We start from the raw sequence: 15,894 nt of genomic DNA on the forward strand, positions 1-15,894 counted from the left end.
GCACAGCCGTTGGGTAAATTTTGTGTAAGGTCTGTACCGGTTTCTTTACGGTGCTGTCTGGTACAGACATACCCTTATGATCGACCACAATCCGGTGGAATTGTTAATTCCGTCCATCTGAAAGTGCTACTGAAGGAGATTCGGATGCAGATGAACCCCAACAAAGACACCCAGTTGTGCATGTCACTCTCGGGCCGTCCCGGCAATTTCGGCCTGCGGTTTCACAATCATCTGTACGAACAACTGGGGCTGAATTTTTACTACAAAGCCTTCAGCAGCCAGGACCTGACGGGGGCTGTCAGCGGCATTCGTGCATTGGGTATTCGCGGTTGCGGCGTGTCGATGCCGTTCAAGGAGGCCTGCATCGCGCTGGTCGATGAGCTGGATGCATCGGCCGAGGCTATTCAATCGATCAACACTATCGTCAACACCAACGGCCACCTCAAGGCCTACAACACTGATTACATCGCCGTCGCCCAGTTGCTCGAAACCCACCAGGTGCCCAAGGATTCGACCTTTGCCCTGCGCGGCAGCGGCGGCATGGCCAAGGCCGTGGCCAGTGCCTTGCGCGATGGCGGCTACAAAAACGGCTTGATCGTGGCCCGTAACGAACGCGCCGGGCGTGCCCTGGCCGAATCGCTGGGTTACCAATGGCAGGCGGAGCTGGGTGCTCAACGCCCGCAGATGCTGATCAACGTCACGCCGATCGGCATGACCGGTGGCCCGGAAGCCGATCAACTGGCGTTTCCCCCTGAAGCCATCGCTGCCGCTGAAACGGTCTTCGATGTGGTGGCGATTCCCTCGGAAACACCGCTGATCGTGCGTGCTCGTGCCGAAGGCAAACGGGTGATCACCGGGCTGGAAGTGATTGCCATCCAGGCGCTGGAGCAGTTCGTGTTGTACACCGGCGTGCGGCCGACCGATGAGCAGTTTCAGAAAGCCGTGGCGTTTGCCCGGAGCTGAATTCCGATTATCGGTTGGACCTGTGGCGAGGGAGCTTGCTCCCGTTGGGTCGCGAAGCGGCCCCAAAGCAGTCAGCACACCGAGTTTGCCGGCCTTGCGACTGCTTCGCAGCCGAACGGGAGCAAGCTCCCTCGCCACAGGGAACTCGGTACATCGGGAAGGGTTATTCGAGGCGCGCCAGGCGTTCTTCCAGTGCCGCGATTCGCGCTTCAAGCTCTTCGATTCGCTCAACCGACACACCGCCACCGGTGCCACGTTCCACCGGATTCTGTCGGGCCGCGAGGATCGCTTCGATATCCGCCGGATCACCCAGCGCATGCATGTAACGATCTTCGCGCTGACCGGCCTGGCGCGGGATCAACAGCGCCAGGCCTCGGGCGATCAAGCGCTCCAGTTGATGCACCACTTGTTCGGCATCTTCGAAGTCATGCATGCGGCCGCTGCGGGTCAGCAGTTCGTTGACCGTCTGCGGGCCGCGCAGGAACAACAGCCCCGTCAGAATCACCTGGGCCGGCACCAGTTCCAGCGCCTTGTCGACCCGATGTTCCCAGCGGTCGGCACGGCTGCCCATCACCAGCCGGGTGAAGCCGCGACCTTCAAGGGCGCGCAGGCTCTGGCCAACCTGGCCCTGGCTGAGGTTCATCACCGGTTCACGGCTGGTTTTCTGGTTGCAGGCAATCACCAGGGCATTGAGGGTCAGCGGATAGGTTTCCGGGCTGGTGGTCTGTTTTTCGATCAACGAGCCCAAAATGCGGATTTCCGTGCTGTTGAGCCGCGGTTCGTCGAAGGTCGTCTCTTGTTCAGTGCTCATCGCGCTTTTCCCTAGGCAGTCGAGCCGCCTAGCCTAATCCTTGCTGGATAAAAGACAAGTCGCAGGGCGCGCCGGCATGGCTATAATCGCTCCACGTTTTTTACTCCCGTCACCACACGAGACTGCCATGACTATTTCCCTGTACGCCGCATCCGTTCCGGTTTTCCAGCAAATGCTCAACGCCCTGAGCAACAACCTGAGCAAGGCCGAAGCCCACGCTACCGCGAAAAACATCGACCCGAACGCATTCCTGCAGGCCCGTCTGTACCCGGACATGTTCCCGCTGGTGCGTCAGGTGCAGATCGCCGTTGATTTCGCCAAGGGTGTTTCGGCGCGTCTGGCTGAAATCGAACTGCCGAAATACGACGATACCGAAACCACCTTCGCCGAACTGCAAGCGTTGATCGCCAAGGTTCTGGCCTTCATCGGCGAGATCAAACCCGAGCAAATCAACGGCAAGGAAGGCATCGAAATCGTGACCCGTCCTGGCACCCCTAAAGAGAAGCGCTTCACTGGCCAGGCTTACCTGCTGAGCTACGGTCTGCCGCAGTTCTTCTTCCACGTCACCACCGCCTACGCGCTGCTGCGTCACAACGGTGTGGAAGTGGGCAAGCGCGATTACATGGGCGCGTTCTAAACCACCCAGGTACAAAAAAGCCCGCCAAGGTGTAAGCCTTGGCGGGCTTTTTCGTTTTCGTCGGTGCGTTTACGCCAAACGCTGCGCCTTCAACTCTTCACCCTGGCAAGCCGCCGCGGTGAACAGCACGTCGGTGGAGGAGTTCAGCGCGGTTTCCGCCGAGTCCTGCAATACACCGATGATGAAGCCGACCGCCACTACCTGCATGGCGATTTCGCTCGGGATGCCGAACAGGCTGCACGCCAGCGGAATCAGCAACAACGAACCGCCCGCCACGCCCGAGGCGCCACAGGCACAAATTGCCGCGACGACGCTGAGCAGAATGGCCGTCGGAATATCCACGGCGATGCCCAGGGTGTGCACGGCGGCCAGGGTCAGCACAGTGATGGTGATCGCCGCGCCGGCCATGTTGATGGTCGCGCCGAGCGGGATCGATACCGAATAGGTGTCTTCATGCAGGCCCAGGCGTTTGCTCAATTCCAGGTTGACCGGAATGTTCGCCGCCGAGCTGCGGGTGAAGAAGGCGGTGATGCCGCTCTCGCGCAGGCAGGTGAGTACCAGCGGATACGGGTTGCGGCGCAGTTTCCAGAACACGATGACCGGGTTCATCACCAACGCGACGAACAGCATGCAGCCCAGCAGCACCGCCAGCAGGTGCATATAGCCGATCAATGCGCCGAAACCGGAAGTGGCGAGGGTCGAAGCCACCAGACCGAAGATCCCCAGCGGCGCAAAGCGAATCACCAGGCGCACGATCACGGTCACGCCATTGGACAGGTCGCCCAGCACTTCGCGCGTCGTCTCGCCAGCATGGCGGATCGCAATGCCCATGCCGATCGCCCACGCCAGAATGCCGATGAAGTTGGCGTTCATCAGTGCGCTGACCGGGTTATCGACCACGCTCAGCAACAGACTTTGCAGCACTTCGCTGATGCCGCCCGGCGCGGTGACCGCAACGTCCTGGGTCGACAGCACCAGGCTCGACGGAAACAGCGTACTGGCGATCACTGCAACCACGGCTGCGGCGAAGGTGCCCAGCAGATACAGAAACAGGATCGGCCGGATATGGGTTTCCTGGCCGTGCTTATGGTTGGCAATCGAGGCCATGACCAGCACGAACACCAGAATCGGCGCGACAGCCTTGAGCGCCGACACGAATACTTTGCCAATGAAGGCGGTGGACTTCGCCACCTCAGGCGCGAACAGGGCCAGGGCAATCCCGGCGATCAGGCCGATGATGATTTGCGTGACCAGGCTGCTGCGTTTCAGGCGTTGCAAAAGAGAAGGGGATGAAGCGGTCATAACGGTATCTCTGATTTTATTAGGGTGCAGGGTTCCTTGGCTCATGCAGCAAAAAGCCGGGCAGGCTACATGGAGGGAACCGAAGGGGTCGCCACATCAATGCCAATCAATGGCCGATGAGCAAGGTGTCAATCTCGCGGGTCGCGGACTTTATCACAGCGTAGCCGCGATCCTTCAGACCTGTGACGATCTGCCACCCGATTGTTCAACGCGATTTGCAGGTTCGTGCAACTTCGTTTGGAAACACTCTGTTAAGCTTCGCCATCCTCATTTTCTAGTTCTGCCAGTGGGCCTTCGGGCTGTCGCTGGTGTCGTCGTTTTCCTGGAGTTCTGCATGCTGTTGCCCATTCTTCTGTTGTCCGCCGCCGGTTTCACGGTGCTGACCACGGAATTCATCATCGTCGGCCTGTTGCCGGCAATCGCCCGTGACCTGGACGTCAGCATCCCTCAAGCGGGTTTGCTGGTGACCCTGTTCGCGTTCACCGTGGCCGCGTTCGGGCCGTTCCTGACAGCGTATTTCGCAAGGTTTGAACGGCGCAAACTGTTCATCAGCGTGTTGATCATGTTCGGCCTGGCCAACACGCTGGCGGCGTTTGCGCCGAACATTTGGGTGATGGCCATTGCCCGGTTGATTCCGGCGCTGGGGTTGCCGGTGTTCTGGGCGTTGGCCAGTGAAACCGCGGTGGACATCGTCGGGCCGGACTACGCCGGGCGGGCGATTGCCAAGATTGGTTTCGGCATCGTCTGCGCCACCGTATTCGGCATTCCGGTCGGCACGTTGATTTCCGATGCGTTCGGTTGGCGCAGTGCTTTCGGCATTCTGGCGGTGATTGCGTTTGCCAAGGCGCTGCTGCTGTTTATCTATTTGCCGAAAACCAGCCTGCACCAGCATCAGGTAAGTTTTCGTTCGCAATTCAAGATCTTGCGCAGCCCGCTGATGCTGGGTCATGTTCTGCTGTCGATCCTGGTGTTTAGCGGCATGTTCACCGCCTACACCTACCTGGCCGACATTCTTGAACGCCTCGCCGGTTTCAACGGCACCGTGGTCGGCTGGTGTCTGATGGGCTTCGGCGCGGTCGGGCTGATCGGCAACTCGCTGGGCGGTCGCGCGGTGGATCGTCACCCGCTGATCGCTTCTATGACGTTTTGCGCGTTCATGATTGCCGGCATGGTGACGCTGGTGCCGAACATTCACTCGCCGCTGGGGCTGGCGGCGGCGATGGGGATTTGGGGGGTGACCCAGGCGGCGTTGTTCCTGGTCAGTCATGTGCGGTTGATGAAGGCGGCGCCTGAAGCGCCGGCCTTCGCGGCGTCGTTGAACATTGCCGGGGCCAACCTCGGGATCGGCCTGGGCGCCATGGTTGGCGGCCGGGTGATCGACAGTGTGGGCCTGGGCGGACTGGGTTTCGCCGCAGCCGGTTTTATCCTGGTTTCGATTCTCCTGGCCATGGCGCTGATGACCTTCAAACCTCGCGAAATCTGCGCCTGAGGCTTCACATCTCGGTGAACAGCTCGCGTCGGGCACCTTCGGTAATGGCGACAATGCCGGGGTGCTTGACCTTGCGTTCCACCGAAATGGCATAAAACGACTCGCGCACCGCGTCGGTCTGGCCGATCAACTCCACGCCGCATTGGCGTTTCACCTCGTCGGCAATCACGCTCGGGCCGATGAAAATCCCGCTACCGGATTGGCCGAAGGCCTGCATCAAAGCGCTGTCGTCGAACTCACCGACGATTCGCGGCTGAATCTGCTGTTCGGCAAACCAGCGTTGCAAGCGACTGCGCACCACGGTTTCCGGCCCGGGAATCAACAACGGGGCGCCGTGCAGGCTGCGGGGGAAATCCTGGCCGTATCGCGCCGTCAATTCAGCGGTGGCAAAGAAGCTGATACCGCATTCGCCGAGCTTCTGGCTGTAGCCCTTGATGTCCAGATGCGAGGGCATCGGGCTGTCGGAAATCACCAGGTCGAGGCGTTGAATCGCCAGGTCGGCGAGCAATCGTTCCAGTTTGTCTTCGCGACAGGTGATGCGTAGCGGCTCGCTCAACTCCATGGTCGGCGCGATCAGGCGATAGACGATGGATTTGGGCACCACATCGGCGACGCCCACCCGAAACAGAATCTGTTGCTCATTGGGCTGCGCCCGCAGCATCAGTTCCAGCTCGCCCCCAAGTTGAAACATCTGCTCGGCGTAGGGCAGGGTCTGACGTCCGGCTTCGGTGAGTTCCAGTTGCCGCCCGACCCGGCGAAACAATTCAATGCCATAGGTTTGTTCGAGCAGGGAAATCTGCCCGCTGATGGTCTGTGGCGTCAGGTTCAACTGCTCGCAGGCGCGCACGATGCTGCCGGTCTTGGCCACCACCCAGAAATAATGCAGCTGTCGATAATTCAGCATTCATGTTCCCCGTAGCGTGTGTTTTGCTATGGATTCGTAAAAACCGAAGTATAACCGCTGAAAATACGAATTTTCCTGAAGTGTTTGCCTCTTTAGACTGCCTCGCTATCGACGGATCGCCTTTCGGGTTCTGTCTGTCCTATCGAGGAAAGCATCATGAAGCTTAAAACCACCGCGCTGCTGATCACCTCTTTACTGGTTTTGGCCGGTTGCGACCAGGCCGAGAAAAGTGCTCAGCAATTGATGGGCAAGGCCGCCGAAAGCGCCAAACAGGCAATCGACGATACCCACAAAGCCGCCGAACAAGCGTTGAGCGAGGCCACGAGTGGCCTGACCAGCAAGAAAGAACAACCGGCCAAAGAGACGGGCAAAACCGACTCTTCGTCCCAGGAAATCTAAACCGTCTACAACGAGTCAGGACTGACCCATGGAATACCTTTTAGAACTCGCTGCAAGCCCCACCGCCTGGGTCGCCCTGGCCACGTTGGTGGTGATGGAAATCGTGCTCGGCATCGATAACCTGATCTTCATATCGATCCTCACCAATAAGCTGCCCGAGCAGCATCGCCAGAAGGCGCGGCGCATTGGTATCGGCATGGCGTTGATCCTGCGCCTGGCGCTGTTGAGTACCATCGCGTTCATCGTCCAGTTGACTGAACCGGTGATCGACATTCTCGGCCACGCGTTCTCCTGGAAGGACATGATCCTGATCGCCGGCGGCCTGTTCCTGTTGTGGAAGGCGACCACCGAGATTCATCACAGCATGGACCCGTCGCCGGAAGATGCGACGTCGGCCACCTCGACCGTGACCCTGGGCTTTGCCGCCGCCATCGGTCAGATCCTGATGCTCGACATGGTGTTCTCCATCGACAGCATCATTACCGCCGTCGGCATGACCGAGCATTTGCCGATCATGATCATTGCGGTGGTGGTGTCGGTCCTGGTGATGTTGCTGGCTGCTGACCCGTTGGCCAAGTTCATCAACGACAACCCGACGGTGGTGATGCTGGCGCTGGGCTTCTTGATCATGATCGGCATGACGCTGATCGCCGAAGGTTTCGGCGCCCACGTACCGAAAGGCTATGTCTACGCGGCCATGGCGTTCTCGGCGACGATCGAAGGCTTGAACATGCTGTCGCGGCGGGCCAAACAGAGGCGCGTTGCCGCAGAAGCTTAATCGCCGATAAACGAAACGGCCGCCTGAACTCGCGAGAGTCCAGGCGGCCGTTTTTTGTTTGTACGACTGAAAAGCGCCAGTCAGTGCGCGGTGATGGGGTGTGTAGCCGGTTTATCGGTTTTGGCCGCGGGCGCCGATTGAATCGGGTGGTGATGGTGCCGACGGGTAATGCGCAAAACGCCCCACAACATGGCGGCGGCCACTGCCAGCCAGCCGGAAATCAACATCACAATGGTCATTGTCAGGCTCATCAGTGCCTCCTCTTTGCCCTGCCGCGGGCGCACACTCTTCCTTGGTAAAGGACAGTCTAGCCGTTGCTGTGTTTCAGGCTATTGACCAAAGGTCGCCTGTCATCAACCCGTTCGCTCTATCAAATGCAAACAACTGCCGGTTAAGGCTATACCGCTGTCGCGCGGCATCCTATGATCGACGGCCAAGCCGGCTGCGTGATCGCCTGGCGTCTGAACAAGAGAGTGATGATGGTGCGGGTATTTTCTCGAATTCGATCTTTGGCACTGATCGTTGGCTGCGTTGCCGGCCTGGCTGGCTGCGCGGGGAGCGTAGCGCCTGAGATCAAGCGTCTGCCGGAGCGTGTCGAACTCAGCGGTACGTTCTACCGTGGGCAAAGTTATCAGAGCGGGCCTCAAGTGCTGGCCAGCCTGTTGTCCCAACAGGACATCGTGATAACTCCGGGGTTGCTCGAAAAGCCCCTGAATTTACCGGGCGCCGAAGACCGGTTGCAGCAGAACATGCAAAACCTCGCCCGCGAATACGGGATGGTGGTCTATCCCCTCGACAGCCAATTGCCGGCGCTGCTGACCCAGGTCGCAGCCGGTTATCCGGTGATGGTACGCATTACTGAAGGCTCGGCATTCTGGGCCGGGCCGCGATACGCCATTCTTGCCGGTTACAACCGTCAGAAGCAGACCGTGTTGCTGCGCACCGGGATGGATCGTCGGTTGCTGATGGGGTTCAGCGCCTTTGAGTCGGCGCTCGAGAATGCAGGCGGTTGGGCCGTTTTGATCCAGAAGCCGGACCAGATTCCGGCCAACGTCGATCAGCAGCGCTGGCTGAAGGCGGCGAACGATCTTGCCCAGTCAGGTCAGGAGCAGGCGGCAGCCAGGGCGAAGAAGGCGCTGACCGCGCAGTAGTTTCCGCTCGTCATCTGCAAGGCACGACTCAGCGTTTTTGGTCTCTTATATAAAGGGCCCGGATTCTCGCCGGGTCGTGACCAGGAGGCGCCCATGGCTCATCCCAATACCCCCGACGGCCCGCACTCGTCCGAGCATTCGTCCGATAATGAGTTGGGGTTTGACCCCGACTCTCCAGACGTTGCTGATCCTCAGGTCGACCCCATCGGACCTGCCAGGGCGCCCAGGGACATAAAGCCGGGTGAGGAGGGCAAGAAGAAGCCGGCCAAGCCTTACGACCCACTCGGTAATCTGAGACCCAAGTCTTAGTGAGAGGTGCATATGTCTACCGATTCGAGCTTCGATGACAAACATCCGGACTCTCCCGACAGTGTTCCAACAACCCTTGAGCCGGACGTGGATCCGGTGATGGACCCAGACAGCCCGTTAAGGGATCCCTTGGCCAGGCCGATGGTGGTGCCGACGAAGCATCCGCAGGGCTGGCGAGACCCGAGTGCCGGGGACGGCATTCCGGATGACGATCAGATGCCGTTGCCCAATGATTGACCGCCGGACAAAAAAAGCCCCGAATATTCGGGGCTTTTTATTTACGGATGTTTCGACCTTATTTTGAGGCTTCAATCACACCGCTCTGGCGATGTTTGAGGTTCTTGTCTGACTTGTATTGCAGGGCGACGGACGGCACGTTGGTGCTCTTGCCGGTTTCAACCCAGCTGCGAATACGGGTTGCATCGGCAAAGTGCGTGTACTTGCCGAAGGCATCGAGAATCACCAGCGCAACCGGACGGTTGCCCATGCTGGTCACCAGCACCAGGCAGTGACCGGCCTGGTTGGTAAACCCGGTTTTCGTCAGCTTGATGTCCCAGTTCGGCTTGTTGATCAAGTGGTCGGTATTGTGGAAACCCAGGCTGTAGTTGGGTTTACGGAATGTAACGGTTTTTTCCTTGGTCGTGCTCAGCTCGGTCAAGAGTGGGTACTTGTGCGCGGCGATCAGCAGTTTGCTCAGGTCGCGGGCGGTGGACACGTTGCGCGGGGAGAGACCCGTCGGTTCGACGAAGTGGGTACTGGTCATGCCCAGCGCCTTGGCTTTGGCGTTCATGGCGGCAATGAACGCGACGTAACCGCCCGGATAGTGATGCGCCAAGGTTGCGGCGGCACGGTTTTCCGATGACATCAGGGCGATCAACAGCATCTCGCGGCGCGTCAATTCGCTTTGGAGTTTGACTCGGGAGAACACGCCTTTCATTTCCGGGGTGTCGCTGATGTTAACGGGAATATATTCGTCCATGTTCTGCCGCGCTTCTACGACCACCAGGCCGGTCATCAGTTTGCTGACGGAGGCGATGGGTACGACGACGTCAGGATTGCTGGCATAGATGACTTTGTTGGTTTGCAGATCCATCAGCAAAGCGCTGCCGGAAGCGATCTTCAGTTGTGCAGTGTCTCGTGGTGCCGCGGTGGTTTCACCGGCGTTGACCGTTGGCGTGATGAAAGTCCCTGTAACTGCAAAAACTAGGCTCAGGATGGAAAGACGGATTTTCACGCTGGCAGACTCATAAAGGGTGGATATGCCGTTCTGTAACGGGCTGTTTCTTAAAAACGACGCATTTTAGGAGTATGTGCCAGGAAAGCCATAGGCGCCTGCAAGACGGGGGGTAAAAGTGAAGAATATTTAATGCTGTAACTCTTTCTTTACTATTTGGCTTTGCAGTTGTCCGACCTCTGTGACCGAGCTGTTTGCTACAGGCAAAAAGAACCCCGCGATGGGCGGGGTTCTTTTGGGTGCAGCAGGGTGAGAGTTAACTCAGCTGTGCAGTGTTTCGGCGGCGTACAACGTGTTTTCCAGCAAGCAGGCGCGGGTCATCGGGCCGACGCCACCCGGTACCGGAGTGATCCAGCCGGCACGGGCCAGGGCGGATTCGTAAGTCACGTCGCCGACCAGTTTGCCGTCTGCCTGACGGTTGATGCCGACGTCGATCACGATCGCGCCTTCCTTGATCCACTCACCTTTGACCAGGCCCGGCTTGCCGGCGGCAACCACTACCAGGTCGGCGCGACCGACGTGGCCGGCCAGATCCTTGGTGAAGCGGTGGGTGACAGTCACGGTGCAACCGGCCAGCAGCAGTTCCATCGCCATCGGACGACCAACAATGTTGGAAGCCCCGACAATGACCGCGTCCATCCCGTAAAGATTGACGCCGGTGCTTTCCAGCAGCGTCATGATGCCTTTGGGCGTGCACGGGCGCAGCAGCGGAATGCGCTGGGCCAGGCGACCGACGTTATAAGGGTGGAAACCGTCGACGTCCTTGTCGGGACGAATGCGCTCCAGCAATTTGGAGGCGTCCAGGTGTTCAGGTAGAGGCAGCTGAAGCAGAACGCCGTCGATTGCCGGGTCGTCGTTCAGGCGATCGATCAGATCGGTCAGCGCTGCTTGAGTGGTGTCGGCAGGCAGGTCATAGGCTTGGGATAGGAAGCCGACCTCTTCACAGTCTTTACGCTTGTGCGAGACATAAACCTGAGAGGCAGGATCGCTGCCGACCAGGATCACCGCGAGGCCGGGTGTGCGCAGGCCTTGCTGGCGACGCTCGGCAACTCGTTTGGCGATCTGCTGGCGCAGGCTGGCGGCGATCGATTTGCCGTCGATTAGTTGTGCAGTCATTGCGCGTGATTAACCATCGAGAGGGGAAAAAAAGAGAGCGCATTCTCGCATGTCACGAGGTGAGGGCAAAGGCGCTTGGTCTGCAAATTCCCCTAACTCCTTTAATTAAATGAATTTTTTTCAAAAAGGATTTGACGACCTTCAGGGGGCTCTATACTATTCGTCGCACTTGTCGGGCACAGCCTAGCACTGGTTAAGAAGGTCGAGCGGAGTTACGGTTCCGCAAGGCTGAAAAGCACTTAGTTTGTAGTCCTTCAAGGGTACAGATTAACAAGGCGCCCGTAGCTCAGCTGGATAGAGCATCCGCCTTCTAAGCGGATGGTCGCAGGTTCGAGTCCTGCCGGGTGCGCCATTAGGCAGCATTGGCACAAGTAGCGCGATATGGTGGGCGTAGCTCAGTTGGTAGAGCACGGGATTGTGACTCCCGTTGTCGTGGGTTCGATCCCCATCGTCCACCCCATATTTCGAAAGGCGCCAGATTAATAGTCTGGCGCCTTTGCTTTAACAGCTTCAACCCGCGGATGTGGTGGAATTGGTAGACACACTGGATTTAGGTTCCAGCGCCGCGAGGCGTAAGAGTTCGAGTCTCTTCATCCGCACCAAATAAAGCTTCACTCATGCCGATTGGCATGATTGAGGTTCAACAAAGAAGTTGTTTGGCTTCTTTGTCACGCAATATGGTGGGCGTAGCTCAGTTGGTAGAGCACGGGATTGTGACTCCCGTTGTCGTGGGTTCGATCCCCATCGTCCACCCCATATTCCGAAAGGCGCCAGATTTAACAGTCTGGCGCCTTTTTTGTTTCAGTGGTTTGAGTGTTGGTGGCTGCAGGTTGTGGGCCGCAGGGGCAGGTCGCTTCGTCGTATTTATGTTTCTCGATGATGCCTGATTTGCCCGCCGATCCCCTCGCGGGGTTGGCTGTCAGGGACGGATTGCCGATTCCTTCTATATATAGGAAGGTGGGTGCAGAGCCCTGGCTTGATTGGCTGTATTTGCTAACAGGGCGAGGCACAACCGTTTGTCCCCGCCTATAAATTGCCTGCTGTTTTTTTACCCGTTTTCAGTAGGGTGACTTCTTGAGTTTGACCCACTAGAATGCATGCCCTTGATTCTGGGGTCGGAAACGGCCGGCTAACGTCTGTGCAACGAGGAATATCCATGCAAGTTTCTGTTGAAAATACTTCTGCTCTTGAGCGCCGCATGAGCATCACCGTGCCGGCTGAGCGCATCGAGACTCAGGTCAACAAGCGTCTGCAGCAGACTGCCCAAAAGGCCAAGATCGCTGGCTTCCGTCCAGGCAAAGTGCCAATGAGCGTGATCCGTCAGCGTTTCGGGGCTGATGCACGTCAAGAAGCCGTGGGCGACGTGATCCAGTCTTCCTTCTACGAAGCTGTCGTCGAGCAGAAGCTGAATCCGGCTGGTTCGCCTTCGATCGAACCTAAAACCCTGGAAGCGGGCAAGGACCTGGAATACGTAGCCGTATTCGAAGTGTTCCCTGAGTTCACCGTTGCCGGTTTCGAAGGCATCACTGTCGAGCGCCTGAGCGCCGAAGTGGCTGACGCCGATCTGGACAAGATGCTGGAAGTCCTGCGCAAGCAGAACACCCGTTTTGAAGTGGCCGAACGCGCTGCCCAGAACGAAGACCAGCTGAACATCGATTTCGTCGGCAAGGTCGACGGTGAAGTGTTCGCAGGCGGTTCTGCCAAAGGTACTCAGCTGGTGCTGGGTTCCGGCCGCATGATCCCTGGTTTCGAAGACGGTCTGGTTGGCGCTAAAGCCGGCGAAGAGCGCGTTCTGAACCTGACCTTCCCAGAGGACTACCAGAACCTCGACCTGGCAGGCAAAACTGCTGAGTTCACCGTGACCGTGAACACCGTTTCCGAGCCTAAACTGCCAGAGCTGACCGAAGAGTTCTTCGCTCAATTCGGCATCAAGGAAACCGGTCTGGAAGGCTTCCGCACCGAAGTTCGCAAGAACATGGAGCGCGAACTGCGTCAGGCGATCAAATCCAAGGTCAAGAATCAGGTGATGGACGGTCTGCTGGCCACCAACCCGATCGAAGTGCCTAAGGCTCTGCTGTCCAACGAAGTCGACCGTCTGCGCGTGCAGGCTGTTCAGCAGTTCGGTGGCAACATCAAGCCTGACCAACTGCCGGCCGAGCTGTTCGAAGAGCAAGCCAAGCGCCGCGTCGTGCTGGGTCTGATCGTGGCTGAAGTGGTCAAGCAATTCGACCTCAAGCCTGACGAAGCCCGCGTTCGCGAGATGATTCAGGAAATGGCTTCGGCCTACCAAGAGCCTGAGCAGGTTGTGTCCTGGTACTACAAGAACGACCAGCAACTGAACGAAGTCCGTTCGGTTGTGCTGGAAGAGCAAGTTGTGGATACTGTTCTGCAGAAAGCTAGCGTGACCGACAAATCGGTCTCTTACGAAGAAGCGGTCAAGCCGGTAGAAGCTCCACAAGCCGACTGATTGGTTTTGCGGTAAGAAGTACACACCATAAGCCAGCCTTCGTGCTGGCTTATGCGTATTCAAGACATAACTATTTGGGAGTGACTGCGAGACATGTCCCGCAATTCTTATTATCAGAGCTCTGACATCCAGGCCGCAGGCGGTCTGGTCCCGATGGTTATCGAGCAGTCTGCCCGTGGCGAACGTGCCTATGACATCTACTCGCGCCTGTTGAAGGAGCGAGTGATCTTCCTGGTAGGTCCGGTAGAAGACTACATGGCCAACCTGGTTGCGGCGCAACTGCTGTTCCTTGAAGCGGAAAACCCGGACAAGGACATCCATCTTTACATCAACTCACCAGGCGGTTCGGTGACTGCGGGCATGTCGATCTACGACACCATGCAGTTCATCAAGCCAGACGTTTCCACCACCTGCATCGGTCAGGCCTGCAGCATGGGTGCCTTCCTGCTTGCCGGTGGTGCTGCCGGCAAGCGTTTCTGCCTGCCGAACTCGCGCATGATGATTCACCAGCCGTTGGGCGGCTTCCAGGGTCAGGCGTCGGACATCGACATCCATGCCAAGGAAATCCTCCACATTCGTTCGCGTTTGAACCAGCTGTTGGCTCATCACACCGGTCAGAGCCTCGAAACCATCGAGCGCGATACCGAGCGCGACAACTTCATGAGCGCTGAGCGTGCGGCTGAATATGGCCTGATCGACTCTGTGATCGACAAGCGTAAAATGCCCGCCTAAGCAGCCCAAATGTAGGTGGTCGGGGTAACTGACCGCCTGCGGGCTTGAAAAAGCCTGCAATTGCCTTCATCTTGTGTTGCAAGCCTATCGGATTTGGATCGATCGAATGACTGACACCCGCAACGGCGAGGACAACGGCAAACTGCTCTATTGCTCCTTCTGTGGCAAAAGCCAGCATGAAGTGCGCAAATTGATTGCCGGCCCCTCGGTCTTTATCTGCGACGAGTGCGTCGACCTGTGCAATGACATCATCCGTGAGGAGGTGCAGGAAGCCCAGGCCGAAAGCAGCGCGCATAAATTGCCTTCGCCTAAAGAAATCAGCGGCATCCTTGATCAGTACGTGATTGGTCAGGAACGTGCGAAAAAGGTTCTGGCCGTAGCGGTGTATAACCACTACAAGCGTCTGAACCAGCGCGACAAAAAGAATGACGACGTCGAACTCGGCAAAAGCAACATCTTGCTGATCGGCCCGACAGGCTCGGGTAAAACCCTGCTTGCCGAAACTCTGGCCCGCTTGCTGAACGTTCCGTTCACCATCGCCGACGCAACCACCCTCACCGAGGCGGGTTATGTGGGCGAAGATGTCGAGAACATCATTCAGAAGCTGCTGCAGAAGTGCGATTACGACGTAGAAAAGGCCCAGATGGGCATTGTCTACATCGATGAGATCGACAAGATCTCGCGCAAGTCTGACAACCCGTCGATTACCCGGGACGTTTCCGGTGAAGGCGTGCAGCAGGCCCTGCTCAAGTTGATCGAAGGCACGGTCGCTTCCGTTCCACCTCAAGGTGGTCGCAAGCATCCGCAGCAGGAATTCCTTCAGGTCGACACCCGTAACATCCTGTTCATCTGCGGTGGTGCGTTCTCCGGTCTGGAAAAGGTTATTCAAAACCGTTCCACCCGTGGCGGCATCGGCTTCAACGCAGAAGTGCGCAGCAAGGAAGAAGGCAAGAAAGTCGGTGAATCCCTGCGTGAAGTCGAGCCTGACGATCTGGTCAAGTTCGGTCTGATCCCGGAATTCGTCGGGCGTCTGCCGGTACTTGCAACGCTGGACGAGCTTGATGAAGCTGCGCTGATGCAGATTCTCACCGAGCCGAAGAATGCCCTGACCAAGCAGTATGCCAAGCTGTTCGAGATGGAAGGCGTGGACCTGGAATTCCGGGCCGACGCGCTGAAATCGGTCGCCAAACGTGCCCTGGAACGCAAAACCGGTGCCCGTGGCCTGCGCTCGATTCTCGAAGGTGTATTGCTCGACACTATGTATGAAATCCCCTCGCAGTCCGAGGTGAGTAAAGTAGTGATCGACGAAAGCGTTATAGAAGGCAAGTCCAAGCCTCTGTATCTCTATGAGAACAGTGAGCCGACTGCCAAGGCGGCGCCAGACGCTTAAGCGTCACACTGCTGGAATAAAGAAGGGGCCTTCGGGCCCCTTTGCTATTGTGGGAGACGGGGCAGCTAACCTGAATTTCTGGATGCGCCGGGATAAATGCAGGCGCTACCGTAAGCTCTGATTTTTTAAGTGATTCTTTTATCCGCTTGTTTTTTTTGAAAACAGCCCCCATCTTGGTTTCAAGCTTACTTCCATCTGTTTACGGCCTTATG

17 protein-coding genes and 4 tRNA genes are annotated in these 15,894 nt (G+C 57.8%); 15 read left to right on the top strand and 6 right to left on the bottom strand.

Annotation, left to right across the window (positions count from 1 at the left end; translation table 11 throughout):
• The first annotated feature begins 144 nt into the window (after positions 1-144).
• Positions 145-963 carry a shikimate 5-dehydrogenase gene (locus ACEN8R_RS05495; RefSeq protein WP_018925409.1) on the top strand — a complete coding sequence of 273 codons (819 nt, stop codon included), beginning with the start codon at positions 145-147 and terminating at the stop codon, positions 961-963.
• A 163-nt stretch (positions 964-1,126) separates the two neighbouring features.
• Here ACEN8R_RS05495 and ACEN8R_RS05500 read toward each other — a convergent pair whose 3' ends face one another.
• Positions 1,127-1,774 (bottom strand): YceH family protein, encoded by a 648-nt coding sequence (locus tag ACEN8R_RS05500; RefSeq protein WP_495624613.1) that lies wholly within the window; start codon positions 1,772-1,774, stop codon positions 1,127-1,129.
• Between the two features lie 127 nt (positions 1,775-1,901).
• On the opposite strand from ACEN8R_RS05500, the gene ACEN8R_RS05505 reads away from it, so the two are divergent.
• Positions 1,902-2,411, top strand: coding sequence for a DUF1993 domain-containing protein (locus tag ACEN8R_RS05505; RefSeq protein ID WP_019579999.1), 510 nt, complete (start codon positions 1,902-1,904; stop codon positions 2,409-2,411).
• A 69-nt stretch (positions 2,412-2,480) separates the two neighbouring features.
• On the opposite strand, the gene sstT is transcribed toward ACEN8R_RS05505, so the two are convergent.
• Complete coding sequence (gene sstT, locus ACEN8R_RS05510; RefSeq protein WP_064618915.1) at positions 2,481-3,713, bottom strand: serine/threonine transporter SstT; 1,233 nt, start codon at positions 3,711-3,713, stop codon at positions 2,481-2,483.
• A 334-nt stretch (positions 3,714-4,047) separates the two neighbouring features.
• Between sstT and ACEN8R_RS05515 the strand changes: the two genes are divergently transcribed.
• Positions 4,048-5,202, top strand: coding sequence for an MFS transporter (locus ACEN8R_RS05515; RefSeq protein WP_138867944.1), 1,155 nt, complete (start codon positions 4,048-4,050; stop codon positions 5,200-5,202).
• A 4-nt stretch (positions 5,203-5,206) separates the two neighbouring features.
• Here ACEN8R_RS05515 and nhaR read toward each other — a convergent pair whose 3' ends face one another.
• Complete coding sequence (nhaR, locus tag ACEN8R_RS05520) at positions 5,207-6,106, bottom strand: transcriptional activator NhaR (protein ID WP_018925414.1); 900 nt, start codon at positions 6,104-6,106, stop codon at positions 5,207-5,209.
• 156 nt (positions 6,107-6,262) lie between these two features.
• Between nhaR and ACEN8R_RS05525 the strand changes: the two genes are divergently transcribed.
• Positions 6,263-6,505 (top strand): hypothetical protein, encoded by a 243-nt coding sequence (locus ACEN8R_RS05525; RefSeq protein WP_495624614.1) that lies wholly within the window; start codon positions 6,263-6,265, stop codon positions 6,503-6,505.
• Between the two features lie 28 nt (positions 6,506-6,533).
• A complete protein-coding gene (locus tag ACEN8R_RS05530; RefSeq protein WP_258612393.1) occupies positions 6,534-7,283 on the top strand; it encodes a TerC family protein in 750 nt (249 codons plus the stop codon).
• An 80-nt stretch (positions 7,284-7,363) separates the two neighbouring features.
• Here ACEN8R_RS05530 and ACEN8R_RS05535 read toward each other — a convergent pair whose 3' ends face one another.
• Positions 7,364-7,534: a hypothetical protein gene (locus ACEN8R_RS05535; protein WP_019020874.1), complete on the bottom strand. Its 171-nt coding sequence runs from the start codon at positions 7,532-7,534 to the stop codon at positions 7,364-7,366.
• Between the two features lie 171 nt (positions 7,535-7,705).
• Here ACEN8R_RS05535 and ACEN8R_RS05540 point away from each other — a divergent pair, with 171 nt between their 5' ends.
• The 3 genes from ACEN8R_RS05540 to ACEN8R_RS05550 all read left to right on the top strand — a co-directional run bounded on the left by ACEN8R_RS05540 (position 7,706) and on the right by ACEN8R_RS05550 (position 8,980).
• Positions 7,706-8,434, top strand: a complete 729-nt coding sequence (locus ACEN8R_RS05540; protein ID WP_018925417.1) for a cysteine peptidase family C39 domain-containing protein — start codon at positions 7,706-7,708, stop codon at positions 8,432-8,434.
• Positions 8,435-8,527: 93 nt separating this feature from the next.
• Positions 8,528-8,743 carry a DUF6021 family protein gene (locus ACEN8R_RS05545; RefSeq protein ID WP_019580004.1) on the top strand — a complete coding sequence of 72 codons (216 nt, stop codon included), beginning with the start codon at positions 8,528-8,530 and terminating at the stop codon, positions 8,741-8,743.
• Between the two features lie 12 nt (positions 8,744-8,755).
• Entirely contained in the window at positions 8,756-8,980 is a 225-nt protein-coding gene (locus ACEN8R_RS05550) for a hypothetical protein (RefSeq protein ID WP_019580005.1), read from the top strand.
• A 58-nt stretch (positions 8,981-9,038) separates the two neighbouring features.
• On the opposite strand, the gene pbpG is transcribed toward ACEN8R_RS05550, so the two are convergent.
• Positions 9,039-9,977 (bottom strand): D-alanyl-D-alanine endopeptidase, encoded by a 939-nt coding sequence (gene pbpG, locus ACEN8R_RS05555; protein WP_018925420.1) that lies wholly within the window; start codon positions 9,975-9,977, stop codon positions 9,039-9,041.
• A gap of 261 nt (positions 9,978-10,238) precedes the next feature.
• Positions 10,239-11,093, bottom strand: coding sequence for a bifunctional methylenetetrahydrofolate dehydrogenase/methenyltetrahydrofolate cyclohydrolase FolD (folD, locus tag ACEN8R_RS05560; RefSeq protein WP_018925421.1), 855 nt, complete (start codon positions 11,091-11,093; stop codon positions 10,239-10,241).
• A gap of 275 nt (positions 11,094-11,368) precedes the next feature.
• Here folD and ACEN8R_RS05565 point away from each other — a divergent pair.
• From ACEN8R_RS05565 to clpX, 7 genes are all read left to right on the top strand, one after another.
• Positions 11,369-11,445, top strand: a tRNA-Arg gene (locus ACEN8R_RS05565).
• A 32-nt stretch (positions 11,446-11,477) separates the two neighbouring features.
• A tRNA-His gene (locus ACEN8R_RS05570) sits at positions 11,478-11,553 on the top strand.
• Positions 11,554-11,610: 57 nt separating this feature from the next.
• Positions 11,611-11,695, top strand: a tRNA-Leu gene (locus ACEN8R_RS05575).
• A 78-nt stretch (positions 11,696-11,773) separates the two neighbouring features.
• A tRNA-His gene (locus ACEN8R_RS05580) sits at positions 11,774-11,849 on the top strand.
• Positions 11,850-12,249: 400 nt separating this feature from the next.
• The gene (gene tig / locus ACEN8R_RS05585; RefSeq protein ID WP_026286355.1) at positions 12,250-13,560 is read left to right on the top strand and encodes a trigger factor; all 1,311 of its coding nucleotides are present in this window, start codon (positions 12,250-12,252) and stop codon (positions 13,558-13,560) included.
• Positions 13,561-13,653: 93 nt separating this feature from the next.
• A complete protein-coding gene (clpP, locus tag ACEN8R_RS05590; protein WP_018925423.1) occupies positions 13,654-14,292 on the top strand; it encodes an ATP-dependent Clp endopeptidase proteolytic subunit ClpP in 639 nt (212 codons plus the stop codon).
• Positions 14,293-14,398: 106 nt separating this feature from the next.
• A complete protein-coding gene (gene clpX, locus ACEN8R_RS05595; RefSeq protein ID WP_018925424.1) occupies positions 14,399-15,682 on the top strand; it encodes an ATP-dependent Clp protease ATP-binding subunit ClpX in 1,284 nt (427 codons plus the stop codon).
• Positions 15,683-15,894 lie beyond the last annotated feature (212 nt).

This window comes from Pseudomonas sp. Pseusp15, assembly GCF_059492165.1.

Bases quoted from the DNA above. Each gene is read 5' to 3' on its own strand.
- ACEN8R_RS05495 (WP_018925409.1), top strand. From the start codon at position 145: ATGCAGATGAACCCCAACAAAGACACCCAGTTGTGCATGTCACTCTCG.
- ACEN8R_RS05500 (WP_495624613.1), bottom strand. From the start codon at position 1,774: ATGAGCACTGAACAAGAGACGACCTTCGACGAACCGCGGCTCAACAGC.
- ACEN8R_RS05505 (WP_019579999.1), top strand. From the start codon at position 1,902: ATGACTATTTCCCTGTACGCCGCATCCGTTCCGGTTTTCCAGCAAATG.
- sstT (WP_064618915.1), bottom strand. From the start codon at position 3,713: ATGACCGCTTCATCCCCTTCTCTTTTGCAACGCCTGAAACGCAGCAGC.
- ACEN8R_RS05515 (WP_138867944.1), top strand. From the start codon at position 4,048: ATGCTGTTGCCCATTCTTCTGTTGTCCGCCGCCGGTTTCACGGTGCTG.
- nhaR (WP_018925414.1), bottom strand. From the start codon at position 6,106: ATGCTGAATTATCGACAGCTGCATTATTTCTGGGTGGTGGCCAAGACC.
- ACEN8R_RS05525 (WP_495624614.1), top strand. From the start codon at position 6,263: ATGAAGCTTAAAACCACCGCGCTGCTGATCACCTCTTTACTGGTTTTG.
- ACEN8R_RS05530 (WP_258612393.1), top strand. From the start codon at position 6,534: ATGGAATACCTTTTAGAACTCGCTGCAAGCCCCACCGCCTGGGTCGCC.
- ACEN8R_RS05535 (WP_019020874.1), bottom strand. From the start codon at position 7,534: ATGAGCCTGACAATGACCATTGTGATGTTGATTTCCGGCTGGCTGGCA.
- ACEN8R_RS05540 (WP_018925417.1), top strand. From the start codon at position 7,706: ATGATCGACGGCCAAGCCGGCTGCGTGATCGCCTGGCGTCTGAACAAG.
- ACEN8R_RS05545 (WP_019580004.1), top strand. From the start codon at position 8,528: ATGGCTCATCCCAATACCCCCGACGGCCCGCACTCGTCCGAGCATTCG.
- ACEN8R_RS05550 (WP_019580005.1), top strand. From the start codon at position 8,756: ATGTCTACCGATTCGAGCTTCGATGACAAACATCCGGACTCTCCCGAC.
- folD (WP_018925421.1), bottom strand. From the start codon at position 11,093: ATGACTGCACAACTAATCGACGGCAAATCGATCGCCGCCAGCCTGCGC.
- tig (WP_026286355.1), top strand. From the start codon at position 12,250: ATGCAAGTTTCTGTTGAAAATACTTCTGCTCTTGAGCGCCGCATGAGC.
- clpP (WP_018925423.1), top strand. From the start codon at position 13,654: ATGTCCCGCAATTCTTATTATCAGAGCTCTGACATCCAGGCCGCAGGC.
- clpX (WP_018925424.1), top strand. From the start codon at position 14,399: ATGACTGACACCCGCAACGGCGAGGACAACGGCAAACTGCTCTATTGC.